At 65.0% G+C, this 17,587-nt stretch carries 14 protein-coding genes; 6 read left to right on the top strand and 8 right to left on the bottom strand.

Features of this window, described 5'->3' with window-relative positions:
- Positions 1–38 precede the first annotated feature (38 nt).
- A complete protein-coding gene (locus QYR03_RS07510; RefSeq protein ID WP_301712598.1) occupies positions 39–896 on the bottom strand; it encodes a DMT family transporter in 858 nt (285 codons plus the stop codon).
- Between the two features lie 129 nt (positions 897–1,025).
- On the opposite strand from QYR03_RS07510, the gene QYR03_RS07505 reads away from it, so the two are divergent.
- Positions 1,026–2,291, top strand: coding sequence for an aspartate kinase (locus QYR03_RS07505; protein ID WP_301712597.1), 1,266 nt, complete (start codon positions 1,026–1,028; stop codon positions 2,289–2,291).
- Positions 2,292–2,341: 50 nt separating this feature from the next.
- On the top strand, positions 2,342–3,373 hold the full coding sequence (locus QYR03_RS07500; protein WP_301712596.1) for an aspartate-semialdehyde dehydrogenase: 1,032 nt from the start codon (positions 2,342–2,344) through the stop codon (positions 3,371–3,373).
- Positions 3,374–3,399: 26 nt separating this feature from the next.
- On the opposite strand, the gene QYR03_RS07495 is transcribed toward QYR03_RS07500, so the two are convergent.
- Positions 3,400–3,942 carry an RNA polymerase sigma factor gene (locus QYR03_RS07495; protein WP_301712595.1) on the bottom strand — a complete coding sequence of 181 codons (543 nt, stop codon included), beginning with the start codon at positions 3,940–3,942 and terminating at the stop codon, positions 3,400–3,402.
- A 219-nt stretch (positions 3,943–4,161) separates the two neighbouring features.
- On the opposite strand from QYR03_RS07495, the gene QYR03_RS07490 reads away from it, so the two are divergent.
- A complete protein-coding gene (locus tag QYR03_RS07490) occupies positions 4,162–5,724 on the top strand; it encodes a catalase (protein WP_259849051.1) in 1,563 nt (520 codons plus the stop codon).
- Between the two features lie 322 nt (positions 5,725–6,046).
- Here QYR03_RS07490 and QYR03_RS07485 read toward each other — a convergent pair whose 3' ends face one another.
- Genes QYR03_RS07485 through QYR03_RS07460 form a run of 6 tightly spaced genes read right to left on the bottom strand, consistent with a single transcriptional unit; the run spans position 6,047 to position 12,138 of the window.
- The gene (locus QYR03_RS07485; RefSeq protein ID WP_301712594.1) at positions 6,047–6,457 is read right to left on the bottom strand and encodes a Na+/H+ antiporter subunit G; all 411 of its coding nucleotides are present in this window, start codon (positions 6,455–6,457) and stop codon (positions 6,047–6,049) included.
- Positions 6,457–6,735, bottom strand: coding sequence for a cation:proton antiporter (locus tag QYR03_RS07480; protein ID WP_301712593.1), 279 nt, complete (start codon positions 6,733–6,735; stop codon positions 6,457–6,459). The genes QYR03_RS07485 and QYR03_RS07480 overlap by 1 nt, the downstream gene beginning before the upstream one ends.
- Positions 6,736–6,737: 2 nt before the next feature.
- A complete protein-coding gene (locus QYR03_RS07475; protein WP_301712592.1) occupies positions 6,738–7,262 on the bottom strand; it encodes a monovalent cation/H+ antiporter subunit E in 525 nt (174 codons plus the stop codon).
- A complete protein-coding gene (locus QYR03_RS07470; RefSeq protein ID WP_301712591.1) occupies positions 7,262–8,791 on the bottom strand; it encodes a monovalent cation/H+ antiporter subunit D family protein in 1,530 nt (509 codons plus the stop codon). Before QYR03_RS07470 ends, QYR03_RS07475 begins: the two co-directional genes overlap by 1 nt.
- Positions 8,792–9,181: a cation:proton antiporter subunit C gene (locus QYR03_RS07465; RefSeq protein ID WP_259849035.1), complete on the bottom strand. Its 390-nt coding sequence runs from the start codon at positions 9,179–9,181 to the stop codon at positions 8,792–8,794.
- A complete protein-coding gene (locus QYR03_RS07460; RefSeq protein WP_301712590.1) occupies positions 9,181–12,138 on the bottom strand; it encodes a DUF4040 family protein in 2,958 nt (985 codons plus the stop codon). The genes QYR03_RS07465 and QYR03_RS07460 overlap by 1 nt, the downstream gene beginning before the upstream one ends.
- Before the next feature lie 120 nt (positions 12,139–12,258).
- Between QYR03_RS07460 and QYR03_RS07455 the strand changes: the two genes are divergently transcribed.
- The 3 genes from QYR03_RS07455 (at position 12,259) to QYR03_RS07445 (ending at position 17,549) form a co-directional block, all read left to right on the top strand.
- A complete protein-coding gene (locus QYR03_RS07455; protein WP_301712589.1) occupies positions 12,259–13,806 on the top strand; it encodes a hypothetical protein in 1,548 nt (515 codons plus the stop codon).
- Between the two features lie 95 nt (positions 13,807–13,901).
- On the top strand, positions 13,902–14,126 hold the full coding sequence (locus QYR03_RS07450) for a hypothetical protein (protein WP_076598141.1): 225 nt from the start codon (positions 13,902–13,904) through the stop codon (positions 14,124–14,126).
- A 249-nt stretch (positions 14,127–14,375) separates the two neighbouring features.
- On the top strand, positions 14,376–17,549 hold the full coding sequence (locus QYR03_RS07445) for an alkaline phosphatase (RefSeq protein ID WP_301712588.1): 3,174 nt from the start codon (positions 14,376–14,378) through the stop codon (positions 17,547–17,549).
- The last annotated feature ends 38 nt before the right edge of the window (positions 17,550–17,587 follow it).

Raw genomic sequence — 17,587 nt, 5'->3', positions numbered from 1 at the left:
AGTGTGGCGGAGCGCAACCATGGCCCCGTGTTGTGTGCCTACAGCGACTTCCGCGACAGGAAATAGGTGGACACGAACATCGCGGCGACAGCGAGCGCCATCAGGGCCCAGCCCCACACGGTGGTCACCGTGAATTTCTCGCCCAGCAAGGTCATGCCGAGGGTGTACGCGAGCAGCGGTTCGAAGATCTTCATCGCCGGCAGGGACTGGGACAAATCGCCCGCGCTGAACGCGTACTGCTGCACGATCGTTCCCACAACTGCCGCGCCGAGCAGGGCGTACAGCGGCCAGGTGGTCACCATCTCGGGGATGCCTCCGCGCACGAACGCATCGACGGTCGTCTTCGAAAACACCGCGAGGTAGCCGAAAATCGCGCCGCACACCGCGCCCAGCAGAAACGCGCGCAGCACTGACCGCTGCCGCCTCGCCACGGCACCAATCACCGCCATCACCGCAGTTCCGGCGCCCACAGCAACAAGCCATTCGCTTATCGACGCCTCCCTCGTCCCCGGCTCCGGCTTCCCCAACACAACCAGCACGCCCACGGTGATAGTGAGGACCGTGGCCCAGAAAGTCTCGTCGATCTCCATGCCGCGCCGCTCCACCCGCGCCGCCAGCAGCAGGGTGAGCAGCAGCGACAGCACCAGCACTGGTTGCACCACCAAGAGAGTGCCGAAAGCCAGCGCCACAGCCTGGAAGCCGTACGCAAGCCAGGCCAGTGACAACGACAACCACCACGTCGGCCGCTTGATCGCCCCGATCGCCCCCGACGAGCCCTGCTTCCCCTCGTGCTCCGCGTTGTGGCGCAGCACGATCTGGTGGCGCCATACGGTGCCGATCGCGATCGTCAGCGCGGACGCGAACGCGAACAAGACGGCGAGGGCATTACTGTGCACCCGGATCATAGTAGTGGCACCGGATTGCAACTTAATGGCGGGATTTATAGGTGTGTCCGGGTATCCTGATTCACACAGATTGACCGCTTAGCAGTAAAAGCGCACATAGACGCAGAAAGGCGGACCAGGGTGGCACTGATCGTCCAGAAATACGGCGGATCCTCGCTCGAAAGCGCGGACCGGATTCGTGCCGTAGCGGAAAGGGTCGTGGCCACGCACAAGGCCGGCAACGATGTCGTGGTGGTGTGCTCCGCTATGGGCGACACCACCGACGAGCTGCTGGATCTCGCTGCACAGGTCAACCCGACTCCGCCTCCCCGTGAGATGGACATGCTGCTCACCGCCGGCGAGCGCATCTCCAACTCGTTGGTGGCCATGGCGATTGCCGGTCTGGGTGCCCCGGTGCAGTCCTTCACCGGCTCCCAGGCGGGCGTGATCACCACCGAGCGCTACGGCAACGCGCGCATTCTCGAGGTCACCCCGGGACGCGTGCAGGAAGCTATCGACGCAGGAAAGATCGCCATTGTCGCCGGTTTCCAGGGCGTCAACCGGGACACCCGCGACGTGACCACCCTGGGCCGCGGCGGCTCCGACACCACGGCGGTGGCGCTCGCCGCAGCCCTCGGCGCCGACGAGTGCGAGATCTACTCGGACGTCGACGGCATCTACAGCGCTGACCCCCGCATCGTCTCCGACGCCAAGAAGCTCGAGCACCTGAGCTTCGAGGAGATGCTCGAGCTCGCCGCGTCGGGGTCGAAGATTCTGGTGCTGCGCAGCGTCGAATACGCCCGCGCGTTCAATGTTCCCATGCGAGTACGCTCGTCTTACAGCAACGACCCCGGCACGCTCGTGTCCGGAGCGATGGAGGATATCCCTGTGGAAGAAGCAGTTCTGGTCGGTGTGGCCACCGACGATTCCGAAGCCAAGATCACCGTGTTCGGCATTCCCGACGTCCCCGGCGAGGCGGCGAAGGTTTTCCGTGCGCTCGCGGACGCCGAAATCAACATCGACATGGTTCTCCAGAACACCTCCACGCAGGGCGACAACGTCACCGACATCACCTTCACCTTGCCGATCGCGGACGGCCCGCGCGGCATGGAACTGCTCACCGCTCTGGTGAAGAGCGAAGGCTGGGAGGACGTCACCTACAACGACGAGATCGCCAAGGTCTCCCTCGTGGGAGCTGGCATGAAGTCCCACCCGGGCGTCACCGCGGACTTCACGGAGGCGCTCCGCGACAAGGGCGTGAACATCGGGATGATGAACACCTCCGAGATCCGCATCACCGCTGTTGTGCGCCGTGCGGACATGCAGGAAGCGGCGCGCGTCATCCACGAGAAATTTGACCTCGGCGGCGATGAGCCCGCCGTCGTCTACGCGGGCACCGGACGCTAAGCCGCACGGTCGATTCTTCGATTTCCATTCTCGAGCAAAGGAGACATGACATGACCACTGTCGCTGTCGTTGGAGCCACCGGCCAGGTGGGGCGCGTAATGCGGGAGATTCTCCAGGAGCGCGACTTCCCGGCGGACGCAGTGCGCTTTTTCGCCTCCCCGCGTTCTGCGGGCAAGGAGTTCGAGTTCCGGGGCGAGAAAATCGTGGTTGAGGACCTCACCCAGGTCACTGCCGATGCTGTCAAGGACGTCGACATCGCGCTGTTCTCCGCCGGCGGCTCGACATCCAAGGAGTGGGCGCCGGTTTTCGCGGAGGCAGGCGCGGTGGTCGTCGATAATTCCTCCGCGTGGCGCAAGGACCCGGATGTGCCACTCATCGTCTCCGAAGTCAACCCGGGCGAGGCCAGCAACACGCCCAAGGGCATCATCGCGAACCCGAACTGCACGACGATGGCGGTCATGCCGGTAGCCAAGGCGCTTGACGACGCAGCGGGGCTGACCACCATGCGCGTCGCCTCCTACCAGGCGGTGTCGGGGTCGGGTCTGGCTGGTGTCGACACGCTCGCGGCGCAAGTCGCTGACATCGGCGACCGGAATGTCGACCTCACTCACGACGGCTCCCTGCTCAATCCGGCTGACCTCGGTCCGTACGTCGCCCCGATCGCGTTCAACGCGCTGCCGATGGCCGGCAACCTCGTCGACGACGGAACCTTCGAGACCGACGAGGAGCAGAAGCTGCGCAACGAATCCCGCAAGATCCTCGGCCTGCCCGACCTAAAGGTCTCCGGTACCTGCGTGCGCGTACCCGTCTTCACCGGCCACACGATGGTCGTTCACGCGGAATTCGCGCGCGCGATCACGCCCGAGGAGGCGAAGCGCGTGCTTGCCGACGCCCCCGGCGTCACTGTCGTCGACGTCCCGATGCCGCTCGCCGCCGCAGGCAAGGACAACTCCCTCGTCGGCCGTATCCGCCAAGACCAGACTGTCGACGACAACCGCGGCCTGATCTTCGTCGTCTCCGGCGACAACCTGCGCAAGGGCGCTGCGCTGAACACCATCCAGATCGCGGAGCTGCTGGTCTAGACCTCCGCGGCCCCCGGCACCCCACCTCAATCCGCCCCGCCGGCCATGAGGTCCCGCCGCGCACGCGCCACTCGCGAACGGATGGTGCCCACACGCACATTCGCGATTTTCGCCGCTTCCTCGTAGGTGTAGCCGAGCACCTGGGTCAGGATGAGGGCTTCACGGCGTTCGGGAGCCAGCGCGTCGAGAAGCACGCGGGCATCCATCACCTCGGACCACGTGTTCGGGTTGTCCCGGCTCGGCTGCTGCGCCGCCACGTCGTCGTATTCCGCCGCCGCCTTCCGCGGACGCGCCATGTCGTGACGCACCGAATCCACCCACGCCCGCCGCGCGAGCGAGAGCAACCATGTCCGCGCGCTCGAACGGGCCGCGAAGCGGGGGAGAGCCCCCAAAACCCGCAGGTACGTCTCCTGCGTCAGGTCATCTGCCTGCTCCCGGCCCGCCAAGTGGGCCAGCAAGCGCCACACGTCGTCGTGCGTCAACCGGATGAACTCGGACAACGCCTGTTTGTCCCCACGGCCGGCCCGCAAGGCCAAGTCCGTGACATACGCGTCGTCCCTTTTATTCACGGGTGCTGACGTTACCAGCAGCACCCGACGTGACCTGCGAACGATGTTCCCGGTGCCCACTAAAACTGTTGGCCCGACTGCCTCTCGGCTGCCAGTCCGCTGAGACATCAATCAAACAAAGGAATGAGTTAGGGTCAACTTGGTTGAAGGGCCTATAGAGCGTGCGTAGTGTCGGATCTACCAGTGAATCATCTCTGATTTAACGAGGAGGGCCACCTAATGGCTGACAACAAACCCGCAGAAGAAATTGTGAAGAAGGGCGAGCGCGCTGCCGGTAACGGCAAGACCACCCGCCTGGGCGGCCAGCCGGTCGCATCGGAGAACATCTCCGCCACCGCCGGTCCGCAGGGCCCGAACCTGCTCGACGACATCCACCTCGTCGAGAAGCTCGCCCACTTCAACCGCGAGAACGTCCCGGAGCGCATCCCGCACGCCAAGGGCCACGGCGCATTCGGTGAGCTGCACATCACCGAGGACGTCTCCAAGTACACCAAGGCCAAGCTGTTCCAGAAGGGCACCGTCACCCCGATGGCCGTGCGCTTCTCCACCGTTGCCGGCGAGGCTGGCTCCCCGGACACCTGGCGCGACGTCCACGGCTTCGCACTGCGTTTCTGGACCGAGGACGGCAACTACGACATCGTCGGCAACAACACCCCGACGTTCTTCCTCCGCGACCCCGTTAAGTTCCCGGACTTTATCCACTCCCAGAAGCGCCAGCCGGACTCCGGCCTGCGCGACGACGAGATGCAGTGGGACTTCTGGACCCGCACGCCGGAGTCTGCTCACCAGGTGACCTACCTGCTCGGCGACCGCGGCACCCCGAAGACCTCCCGCCACCAGGACGGCTTCGGCTCCCACACCTTCCAGTGGGTCAACGAAGAGGGCGACGCAGTCTGGATCAAGTACCACTTCAAGACCCGTCAGGGTTGGGAGACCTTCACCGACGAAGAGGCAGGCAAGATGGCCGGCGAGAACGCCGACTACCACCGCCAGGACCTGTTCGAGGCCATCGAGCGCGGCGACTACCCGATCTGGGACGTCAAGGTCCAGATCATGCCGTTCGAGGATGCGGAGAACTACCGCTTCAACCCGTTCGACCTCACCAAGACCTGGTCCCAGAAGGACTACCCGCTTGTCGACGTCGGCTACTTCGTCCTCAACCGCAACCCGAAGAACTTCCACGCCCAGATCGAGCAGCTGGCGCTGGATCCGGCCAACATTGTCCCGGGCGTCGGCCTGTCCCCGGACCGCATGCTGCAGGGCCGCGTGTTCGCATACGCTGACCAGCACCGCTACCGCATCGGACCGAACTACAAGGACCTGCCGGTCAACCAGCCGATCGTTCCGGTGAACACCTACGCAGAGCGTGGCCCGATGGCCTTCTTCTTCAACAACGAGGGCGAGCCGAATTACTCCCCGAACCGCACCGACAAGGGTGCCGGTTACCTGGACAACGGTGAGGACTCCTCCTCCAACCACACCACCTACGGCCAGGCTCACGACCTGTACGTGAACCCGGATCCGCACGGCACCGATCTCGTCCGCGCCGCTTACGTTAAGCACGCCGAGGACGACGACTTCGGTCAGGCAGGCACCCTGTACCGTGAGGTCTTCGACGACGCAGCACGTGAGCGCTTCATCGACAACGTCACCAACAAGATGCTGCCGATCCAGGACAAGGACGTCGAGGAGCGCACCTTCGCCTACTGGGGCAAGGTCGACGCTGACCTCGAGCCGAAGCTCCGCGAGGTGCTGGCGAAGAAGCGAGCTGACGCTTCCTAAGCCACTTGCTTTAGGGGCATGAGCCCGGCTGAGCTCTGATCAGCCGCAAACACCCCGCAGGGGGCGAGCCACGATGCTCGCTCTCTGCGGGGTTTTCTCGGTGTGCCGGCTCCACCACACGGTCTGTGCTTCGGCACTCGCGTAGGTGGCGCGTGCAGTAGAGCCGTGTCTCAAAGGCAAAACCAGCTACCTGGATCCAGCTATCTATGCCTTTGGGGCCTGTTAGCTGGATCCAATTAGCTGGATCTGTGGGGCTGAGTTTTTCAAGCTGAGCGCGGCGGGGGAGGGGGCCGCCCGCACGAGCCAGGCCCGGAGTATCGGGTCAGAGCCCTGCTTGTTCGGCGGCGTCCTGCTCGCGGTGGGCTAAGTCGTCGCTGAGGCCGTGGTCCTCGCGGTCCTCGCGGTCCTCACGGTTCAGCACCGCGCGAGGATCGACGACAGTCACGCCGTGGATGGAGCGGCCCATGATGAACGAGCCGACGGAGCCGACAATCCACACACCCAGGATGGCGACGACGGCGCGGATGAAATCGCCCGCACTGAATCCCTCGATGGCCCAGTCGGCGATGAGCTTGGCCAGGATCAAGGACGGGAACGCCAGGCACACGAGCGGGCCCATCAGGTTCACACGCGTCAGGGCGTTGGGGGCGCGCAGCTGCAGGATGAGCGTCGCGACGGTCATAAACACGGCGATCGCGACGAAGATGAGGACGATGATCTGCCACATAGCCATTAGCGGCGCCCCCTCGAGATGATGCGGGACATCGACAGGGTCGGGATCGCGCCGCAGACGAGTGCGGCGAGAATCGCGATCTCGTAGCCGATGAACGTGTCGTGGAACAAGGTCCACACGAAGTAAATGCAGACCATCAGGTAGAAGATGAAATCGGCGAGCACGGCGCGGCTCAGTTCGTCTTTGACGCGCAGGATGGTCAGCATGCCGATGATCAGGCAGACGGCCATGATGCAGATGCAGACGGTGAGGATTGTTTCAAACGTCGAGTCGAACATGGCTAGTTCCTCTCTTTCGCGGAGCGGCCGTAACCGTTATCTCGGCGGTCGCGGGATCGCTCACGTGCGCGGGCGCGACGCTGCCGGCGGGCGTTGTCGGCGGCGTCGACGGGGTCAGTCGCGTTGGGGTCGACGCGGTCGCGGAAGTCCTGGTACGGCTCCCACAGGACCGCCGCCGGGTCGATGGGGGTGTCTTTGACGCGCGGGTTGACATGCTCCTCCATGTCGGCGAGTCCAGCGACGATGTCCTCAGGGTTGGAGCCGAAGGCGGCTTGGACGAGCATCACGCGGGGTTTGCCGGGGATATTGTCGCGGAAGCCGAAGGAGAGGGTCGACGGGGTGGCGGTGACGGAGGTGGAGAACCAGAAGAGCTCCCAGTCGCCGTCGATACGCAGCGGGTAGTAGATGATGATCGGCTCAATGCCGGAGTCCGGCCGGAACGCGGCGAGCGCGGTTGAAACACCGGCGACGACGATCTCCTTGATGATCCAGAAGAAGTAGCCGATGGCGTGCAGGATGGTCTTCATTACTGGCCCCCTTGCAGGCTAGCGGTGTCGGGCAGCCCGACGGGGTCGGGGCCCAAGACGGCGGAGGTGTAGGAGGGGACGTCGAGAAGCGCGTCCACGGAGTCGGTCGCCGCGCCCCACAGCGGGCCCGCGGCGAAGAACATGGCGAGCGAGATGAGCATCAAGCTTGCCGACGGCGCCAGCAGCGCCCCACGCACGTTTAGATTGGCCGGGAACCGTTGCATGGGCTTGCCCCAGAACACGTCGCGCCAGACACGGAACATGGCCAGCATCGCACCGAAAGAGGCGATGATGATCGCCGCGATGACGATCCAGGAGCGTTCGTCGCCGCCGCGGGCCGCCGCGAAGATGATGGTGAGCTTGCCCCACAGACCGGAGAACGGCGGGAAGCCGATCACCGAGAAGGCGCCGGCGGCGAAGACTGTCGCGGTGAGCGGGTCGCGGCGCGCCAAGCCCGAGAGTTTGGAGAGGGTGCCGGTGCCGTAGGTCTCCTCGATGGCGCCGGAGTTGAGCGTCAGCGCGCCGATGGTGACCATGTGGTGCAGCGTGTACATCAGGCCAGCGGCGAGCGCGTAGCGCGGATCATCCTGCGTGAACGCGAGCATGACCAGGATGAACGGCATGCCGTTGACCATCTGGTAGCCGAGCACTTGGCGGATCGTCGATTCCGCGAGCCCCGCATAGGCACCGACGAGCATGGAGACCACCATTACGGCGATGATCAGCCAGTTCCAGCGGGCGTCCATGTCGAAAATGACGACCCAGATGCGGAACAGCATGTACACCGCGACCTTGGTGTGCAGGCCGGAGAAGAGGCCCATGACGGCGGCGCTTGTCGACGTGTACGTCCGCGGCAGCCACGTGTGCAGCGGGAACACGGCGGCTTTCGCGCAGATGGCGGCCACCACGATCCCCATGGCGACGGTGACGGGGCCGTTGCCCGCCGCGGCGCCCTGCAGTGCACCGATATTGACTGCCCCGGTGACCGCGTACACGTAGCCGACACCTGTGACCAGGAACGTCGACGCCGCCAGATTCACGAGGACGAACAGGCGCGCCGACTGCAGGCGGTGCCGCGTGCCGGTCATGGCGATCAAGCCGTAGGACGGCAGCAGCATGACCTCGATCATGACGAAGAAGTTGAACAGGTCAGCAGTGAGCAGCGCACCGGAGACACCGGTGAGGAGCACCAGGGTCAGCGGGGTGTAGTACCGGGCCTGAGTCTCGCCCGAAACGATGGCGAACCAGTTGGAAATCAGCGCCACCAGCATCGTGGTGACCAGCATGATCGCGGAGAACTGGTCGCCCGCGAACGAGATGCCGGCACCGCCCTGGTACAGGCCGATGACGTGGCCTATCGTGCCGTGCTCGGCCGTGTAGGCGTAGAGCCAGACACCGCCGGTGAGGTTGACCGCCGGGATGATCAGCGACAACGCGCTGTTGAGAACCCGCCACGGAGACAGTGCCGTCACCGCCGCGACGATGAGCGGCAGGGCGACGAAAACGGGGAGTAGAGCCTCGGGAGTCATTTAGTTGTGCACCCCCTTGTGGGCGTTGCGGCCGGCCGTCGTCAAGGCGTGCGGGCCGAGCTTGGCTGCCTGTTCGGTGTCGAGAATATTGTCGATGGTGTCGTCGTCACGCCCCAGTGCCGCCAGCAGGAGCAGGATCGTGGTGGTGGCCATCGCGATGACGATGGCTGTCAGCACGAATGCCTGGGGGAGCGGGTCGGCCATCTGGTCCATGGACGTCTGGGAGGGGAACGCCTCCCCGCGCCAGGCGCCGTTGCCCGCAGCGAGAAGCATCAGGTTGCTGGCGTGGCCGAGCAGCGACATGCCGAGGACGATGCGCACCATGCCGCGTTGCATGATCAGGTACACCGCCCCTGCGACGAGGATTCCGATGGTGGCCGCGTAGATCATTATGCGCCTCCGTTCTGGCCGTTGTCGTCCGTCTTCTCCCGTGTCGGGTTGCCGCGCGAGCCGGAAATGACAGCGCGGGCGAGATCCACCGGTTCGGATGACGGGTTGATGGGACGCGGGTGCGGGTCCACTGCCTGGTCTTCCATGTCTGCGGGGATGTCCGGGAGCGGATTTTCCTCGCCGCGGTGGTAGACGAGTTGCTCACGGTCCGCGCCGGGACGCAGGTAGCCGCCCATGCCGTTGATGGCCATGGTAAGCATGCCCAGCACCGCGAGGTAGATGCCGCCGTCGAAGATCAGCGACGTGGTCATGTGCTCCCCGGCGATCTCGCCGTGGATGGCATAGAGGAAGCCGCCCTCGACCAGGCCGAGGAAGCCCGACGAGATCGCGACGATGATGCCGATTCCGGCGAGGCGGATCGGAGTCTTCTCGCCGACGGCATTCGTGTCGGAACCCTGCGAGAGGTAGCTCAGCACGAAGGCGGTGGCCAGCACCAGGGCGGCGATGAACCCGCCGCCGGGGGCGGTGTGGCCGCGGAAGAAGATCAGGACCGACAGCACGACCAGGACCGGGATGATCAGTTTGGTCACCTTGCGCAGAGGCAAGGTGTTCAGGCGCGACTGGCCGAACGGCGCTGGACGGGTGCCCTTCTGGAAGTCGTGGCGGGGCACCGAGGACGTCACCGCGGCGATGACCACGGCGGCCATGCCCAGCACGGACAGCTCGCCGAGGGTATCGAAGCCACGGAACTCCACGATGATCACGGCGACAATATTGTCTGCGCCGGTCATCTTCCCGCCCTCGGTCAGGTACCACATGGCCAGGTCGGAGCGCTCGCGGCGGCCCGTCAGGGCGTAGACACCGGCGAATGCCACCAGGCCAGCCGCGACGGCGAAGATCGCCGACAGCGTCTTGCGGCGCTTGGACACATCCGGGAAGAGACGCGGCTGGTAACGCAGCACCATCATGATCACCACGACGGTGAGCGCCTCCACCGTAAACTGCGTCAGAGCGACATCGGGCGCGCCGAGCAGCAGCATCTGCAGGCTCACGCCGACACCGACGGTGCCGAGCAGGATCGCGGCGGTCATGCGCTTCGGAGTCGCGACCATGCCGACCACCGACACCGCGACAATCGCCAGCGGCAGCAGGTCCCAGTAGTTGTCCAGGCCTTCGGTGCGCGGTGCCGGCACCACACCGTCCACGCCAGTGGTGAACAGTGCGGTCACAGCACCCAGCAGCACAACCACACCGACGAGCCACTTCAGGTGGCGCGACGGGTTGTAGGAATCAGCCATGGAGCCAGCGAAGCGGCCGGCCTTCTCCGAGGCGTTCACGATCATCCGCAGAACGTCGTTGCCGGAGTAGGGGAGAAGCACCCTGTTCTCCAGGGCTGCAAAGACCGTCTTGCGCACGAAGATGAACCCGATGCCCGCAGCCAGCACCAGCGCAGACACGATGAACGGCCACGTGACACCGTGCCAGAGAGCCAGGTGGGATTCGAACGTGGAGCCGCCGCTGATGGAGTGGACGGCGCGGGTGATGGGGGCGTCGATAAGCGAAAGCCCGAAGACCACCGGGACGGACATGAGGCCCGGAACCGCGGCCGGTAGCCACAGCGAGACCGGCGCTTCGTGGACGTGGCTCATGTCGCGCGTGCCGTCGATGAACGCACCGAAGACGATCTTCGCGGAGTACACGAAGGTCAAAAACGCCGCCATGCCGGCGACGACGAGCAGGACCGCGCCGTACCGGCTGGAATGGAACGCCTCCAGAATCGACTCCTTAGACACGAAGCCGAACAGGGGCGGGACCGCAGCCATCGATGCGGCCGCCACAACCACCGACGCGAACGTGAACGGCATTTTGTCGTAAATCTTGCCCAGGCGGCGGATGTCGCGGGTACCCGTTTCGTGGTCCACGACACCGATGAGCATGAACAGCGACGACTTGAACAGCGCGTGCGCGAGCGTGTGCACGAGTGCCGCCGCGTACGCCGCCGGGGTGCCGATGCCCACCGCAGCGACAATCCAGCCCAGGTGCGAGACCGTCGAGTACGCGGTGAGGTGCTTCAGGTCCGTCTTCGTGATCGCGAACAGTGCCGACATCAGAGCCGTGCCCAGGCCGAAGGTGACGAGGATCGTGTTCCACGCCGGGTTCGAACCGAAGATCGTGGAGAAGCGCAGCAACAGGTAGACACCGGCCTTGACGACGGCCGCCGCGTGCAGGAATGCCGATACCGGGGTCGCCGCCGCCATCGCCTCCGGCAGCCAGAAGTGGAACGGGAACTGCGCGGCCTTGGTGAAGCCGGAGAACGCGATCAGCACAGCGACCGTCGTGGTCAGCTGCGGGTCCGCGGCCCACACAGAGGACGACAGAATGCCGTCGAGCTGTGTCGTTCCAGTCTTCACTGCAGCGACCGCCAGTGCCGCGAGCAGGGTCAGGCCGCCGAAGAACGTCAGGGCGAGCGTGCGGAAAGAGCCCGCCTCGCCCGAGGAACCGGAGCGGGCGATGAGCAGGAACGACGCGATCGAGACGAGCTCCCAGCCGATGAAGAGCACGACGACATCGCTCGCGGTGACCAGCAGCAGCACGGACAGCGAGAAGGCTGTCATGATCGTGTAGAAGCTGGTGTTGCCGTCGTTTTCCGGCAGGTAGGCCGCGGAATATAGCATCACCATGCCGCCGATGACGAGTGCGAGCAGCGCGAAGAACAGGCTCAGCCCGTCCGCGCGCATCCCGAGCTCGACCACGGTGCCCGGCCCGAGCAAATCATTCGCCCAGGTGGTTGAGAACGCTGGTGTCGCGCCGCCTTTCGCGGCGTTGGCGAGGATTCCGGCGGCGGCGAAGAACACCGGCCCGATCACCCACCCCGCCCGGCGGTCGATTGCGCGCACCAGCGCGGGCGATAGCACCACTGTCGCGGCGACTAGCCCGAAGACTAAGAGAAGAGCCATGTGTGCTCCAGCCTGTGTAGCGGTTGGCAAACATTTCAAGGGTAACAGTTCACCAGCGTAGAGCCCGATACGCGGTGTGTCACATACACAACATTCGCCACAATCATTACATTGCTCGTTATGAAGTGGAATGTTCTACTCGCCTTCGCCGTCCTTGTCGTCGCAGCATTCGCGCCCATGAATCCAGCCACGACGTGGGTGCCGCGCGGCGCCGAGAACGCATCCGGCGCGCCCGCTGCCTACTCCGGCGCCGACAACCTCGGCAACGCCCGCCGCGCCGCCGGCGACGCCAGCGCCCAAGCAGGGTTCCTCACCCAAGGTACGAGCAAGCTCAAGGACGGCACGGAACAGCTCCGCGACGGCTCCGGCGAGCTCGCCGACGGCGTGAAGTCCGCCAAAGAAGGCGCGGACCAGCTCTCCCAGGGCATGACCGAGCTCCAGGCCGGCACCGGCCAGCTTGCCGACGGAGCGACCCGCCTCGCGGACAGCGTCGGCGGCACCGTCGACCAGGTCGTCGGGTTCGACGCTGTGCGGGGCCAGGTCCTCGCCGCCATCGACGAGACCCTGGAAAGCACCCGCGGCAGCAACGACCCCCAGGTCAAGGATCTGCGCACGCAGCTCGAGGATTTGCGCAAGCAAGTCGACACCGCCGAACTCCCCGCAGACTGGACCGCCCAGCTTACCGAGCTCAAGGATGGTTCCCGTGAGCTCGCCAACCAGCTCTCCACGCCGGGCTACGCCTACCACGACGGTGTGTACACTGCGACCAACGGTGCCGCCGACCTCGCCAATGGCCTCGGCGAGATGAACGACCGGGTCGGCGAAGCAAAGGACGGCGTCAACGAGCTTGCCGACGGCGCCGCCAAGGTCGACGACATGGCCACCTCCACCAAGGACCGCATTGGAGATGTCCAGCGTGCTCTGCCTGCTCCGGCGCCGGTTGCGGGGGCTGGGGGAGCGTCGGCAAGCAATGCCCCGACCTCAGCCCTCCCGCCGCTCGCCGCGATGCTCGTTAGCGCTCTCGCAGTGCTCGGCGGAGTCGCCGCGGCGCACGCCGCCTACGGTGAGACGCGGTCCCGTTGGAGCGTGCTCGGGCTCGGCACACTGCTCGCCGCCGGTGCCGGCACCATCCTCGTGACCATTCTCGGCACTGGGCTGACCCCCACCGCGATCGCGGTCACAGGCGCCGCGCTCGTCCTGGGCACCCTCGCCTCCGCCGGTATCACCTGGGTGCTCCGCGACGCCTTCGGCGAACTCGGCGGCACCGCCAGCGCCGGAATCTTCGCGCTGTTGCAGACCGCCGCCGTCGGCTGGGTGTGGTCCCGCGCCGCCACCGGCGATGTCGCTCCCATCTGGCGCGCCGTGTCCTCCGCGATGCCGATGCACTGGAGCACCTCCGCAATCTCGGCCGCCGGCAACAACGGATCCACCACCGCTATGTGGGTCGGCCTGGGGCTGTCGGCGCTGCTCGCCGCCATCGGACTGGTGGCCATGCGCATGAGCCGCCCCTCCGCCGTCTCCGCGCTTGATGAGGCCGACTCTGACTACGGCTCCGATGACGGCGACTACGGCGACGATCACTACGTCGCCGACGACGAAACCGTTTTCGACGACCGCGGCGACACTGCCGTCCTCGAGGCCGAGGACGTTATCGAACACAAGCGCTAAACCGCGCCCTTCTTCGTCGCGGCCGCCATGTAGGCTCCTGCGCTGTTCCCCACAACCGGGAGGACGCCCCGCATAACTGAACAAAGGAGTCGCGCATGACCACTATCACCGCCCGCCAGATCCTTGAGCGGGAAGGTCGACCGCTCACCGCCGACGTGCTCGGACCCGTCAGCGGTTACCGCCATTCGCCCAACTCTGTGCGCCGATGCTCGAAGTGCTACGACGAGATCATTCTTCACGGCCGCTTCGGATGGCTTCACGCCGAATCGCTCGAGCACGACTGCCTCGACGCCGAGAACACGGCCACCTGCGCCCGCTAGCGGCGGCGCAAAGATCCGGGGCGAGAAACGGCCTTGTGCGCGGATGATTGTAACCGTGCACAAAACCAGCTCTGAGACCGCAGGGCCTCCAAGGTTTTAGCAACCTACTGTTCTCCTGAATGTCTCCTTGCTGTATAGCAGCTGTGTTTTGGTTGGGAATTGGATGGCTTCCAATCCATCTAGTTCTCATTTTCCCAGTCACAGGCACCTTCCCGGAGCCGCAGCGACTACAGCGAACAGGAAGACTTCATGCGCGCAGCAACATGGAAATCCGTGGCCGCGAGTGTGGGCGTCATTGCTCTCACCGTTGCCACGACACCTACATCTCAAGCAGCAATTGATCTTGATTACGAGGGCTACAACGGCAAGCCGTCGTGCATCTCCATCGACAGCAACGGCAACGTCAAGGCTCCGAAGCCTGGCGAATGCGCCCAGTTCGGCAAAGGCGGTCAGGGCCGCTCCGACGAAAAAGCCAAGAACGTCATCATGATCGTCGGCGACGGCATGGGGCACCAGGAAATCACCGCGGCCCGTAACTACCTGCTCGGTGCCGGCGGCCGCTTCGACGGCCTGGACAACCTCACCTCCACCGGTGCCTACACCACCTTCGCCATCGACGAAGACGGCAAGAAGAACTACGTCACCGACTCCGCGGCTTCCGCTACCGGTTGGGCGACCGGCACCAAGAGCTACAACGGCGCGCTCGGCGTGGACATCAAGAAGAACGCCCACATCAACCTGCTCGAGATGGCCAAGAACTCCGGCATGCGCACCGGTAACGTGACCACCTCCGAGATCCAGGACGCCACCCCGGCCTCCATGGGGTCCCACAGTTCGCAGCGCGGCTACTACGCGCCTTCCGGCGACACTAAGCCGGTCAAGGGCGGCGAAGCCCGCGAGAACGGCGGCATTGGCTCCATCTCCGAGCAGCTCATCGACACTCGCGCAGACGTCACTCTCGGCGGCGGTGCCAAGTACTTCGACACCAAGGTGATGGCGGACAGCGGCAACACCAACCCGTTCCTCGAAGGCGACGCGAAGTTCGACACCAAGTGGGAGAAGGACAAGACCGTCGCAGAGAACGCCGAAGCTAACGGCTACAAGATTGTCCGCACCCGCGACGAGCTCGCCGCAGTCACCGAAGCGAACCAGGACAAACCGGTTCTGGGCCTGTTCCACGACAAGAACATGACCCGCCGCTTCGAGTCCTCCACCCCGACCAAGGGCGGCGCGACCGCCGAGCCCACCACCTGTAAGGAAGCCAATATCGGCAACGAGCCGGAGTTGGCGGACATGACCACTAAGGCCATCGAGCTGCTGGACAAGCCGAACGAGGAGAAGGGCTTCTTCCTGCAAGTAGAGTCCGCTTCGATCGACAAGGCCGACCACGATGGCGACGCCTGCGGCTTCATCGGCGAGCTCAAGCGTCTCGAGGATACAGTGGACGCCGCTGTCGATTTCGCCAAGAAGGACGGCGAGACCCTGGTAGTCGTCACCGCAGACCACGCCCACACTGCGCAGATCGTTCCGGACGGCCAGGATTCCCCGGCCGCGACCACCCGCCTGCACACCCACGACGGCGCGAACATGTCCGTCGCATTCGGCACCGTGCCCGTCCCCGATGTGGAAAAGGGCGACTTCTCCATGCAGCACACCGGCGCCCAGGTGCGCATCGCCGCGTTCGGCCCGGCATCGGAGAACGTCTTCGGCCAGATCGATCAGACCGACGCTTTCTACGTCATGGCCAATGCCCTCGGCCTCGGCGACTGGGAGGTCAACACGAACCCGGTCGCGCGCGATGTCACTGCCCGCAACGAGGCTAACGGGGAACTCTGCTACCAGCTCGCACCAGGTGAGGCTCCGCAGGTCGGTGACTGCACGAAGTTCGGCAAGAAGGGCCAAGGCCTCGACGACTCCAAGGCGAAGAACGTCGTGATCATGCTTGCCGACGGCACCGCCGACGCCGACATCACCGCTGCCCGCAACTACCTGCACGGCGCTAACGGCCGTTTCGAGGCCGTGGACAACCTCGAGTACACCGGTTACCACACCACGTACTCCCTGAATAGGGAGACCGGCAAGCCGGATTACGTCACCGACTCCGCTGCGTCCGGTTCCGCCCTCTACTCCGGCATCAAGACCTACAACGGCGGTCTGGGCATCGACAACAACGGCAAGCCGGTTCCGACCATGGCTGAGCTTGCAAAGGCTGCCGGCATGAAGGTCGGCAACGTTTCCACCGCGGAGATTCAGGACGCCACCCCGGCGGCATTCGCCGTCCACGCCCTGGACCGCGCGGACTACGCGCCATCCGGCGAGAAGAAGGTAGCGCAAGACGCACAGCGTCGCGAAAACGGTGGTCTCGGCTCCATCTCCGAGCAGCTTGTCGACGTCCGCGCCGACGTCACCCTCGGCGGCGGCGCCGAGTACTTCGACACCGAGGTGATGGTCGACGGCAAGAACGGCGACACCACCTGGACCAAGGGCAAGACCGTTCTGGACAATGCGCGCGACAACGGCTTCGAGATCGTCAACGACGCTAAGAGCCTCGACGCAGTGAAGAACTCCGACAAGCCGGTCCTGGGCCTCTTCTCCCCGAGCCACATGCCGCGCATCTACAAGGAGACCGTTCCGACGGAAGATGGCGCGATGAAGGAAGCACAGCGCTGCGAGGCTAACCCCAAGTACACCGACGATATCCCGACGCTTGCGGCCATGACCCGCAAATCCCTGGAACTGCTTCAGAATGACAAGGGCTTCGTCCTCCACGTTGAGGCGGCGTCCCCGGACAAGGCCAGCCACGGTGCCGACGCCTGCGGAATGATCGGCGAGATCCGCCAGTGGGACGAGTCCATCAAGGTCGTCCAAGACTGGGTGGAGGAGACCGGTGAGCCGACCCTGATCGTCGCCACCGCCGACCACGCCCAGACCCCGATGATCACCTACAACCAGAAACCGACCGCCGGCTTGACCACCAAACTGAAGACCGCGGACGATGCTGACATGTCCCTGCTGTACTCCACCGCGAAGTCCAACGACCCGAAGGACGCCCTCGGCGGCCAGCAGCACACCGGTGCCCAGGTTCGCGTCGCGGCCTCCGGCCCGGGGGCGGCGAACTTCACCGGCCAGATCGACGAGACCGACATCTTCTTCGGCGCGATGAACGCTGCCGGCGTCGACACTGAGCAGGACATCGACCTCATTTCGCCGTGGGCGAAGGATGGGTCTGGCTCCTCGAATTCGTCTGACGGATCTTCCGGATCTTCCGGGTCTTCCGGTTCGTCGAATGGAAACGCTGGTTCGTCCATTGGCGTGTTCTTCGGCGTGCTCGCAGCTCTGCTGGGTGTGGCTGCTCTCCTGAGCCCGCTGTTCCCGCAGGCACGCGAGATGTTTGAGAACTTCCGCAAGACCCTGCCGTTCTAACGCTGCGCGGGTAGCACTTCCGCTGAAATGCGGCCCCG

The organism is Corynebacterium sp. P4-C1 (assembly GCF_030503595.1).
Lineage (GTDB): Bacteria > Actinomycetota > Actinomycetes > Mycobacteriales > Mycobacteriaceae > Corynebacterium.
This window is presented reverse-complemented; position numbering and strand designations above follow the sequence as displayed.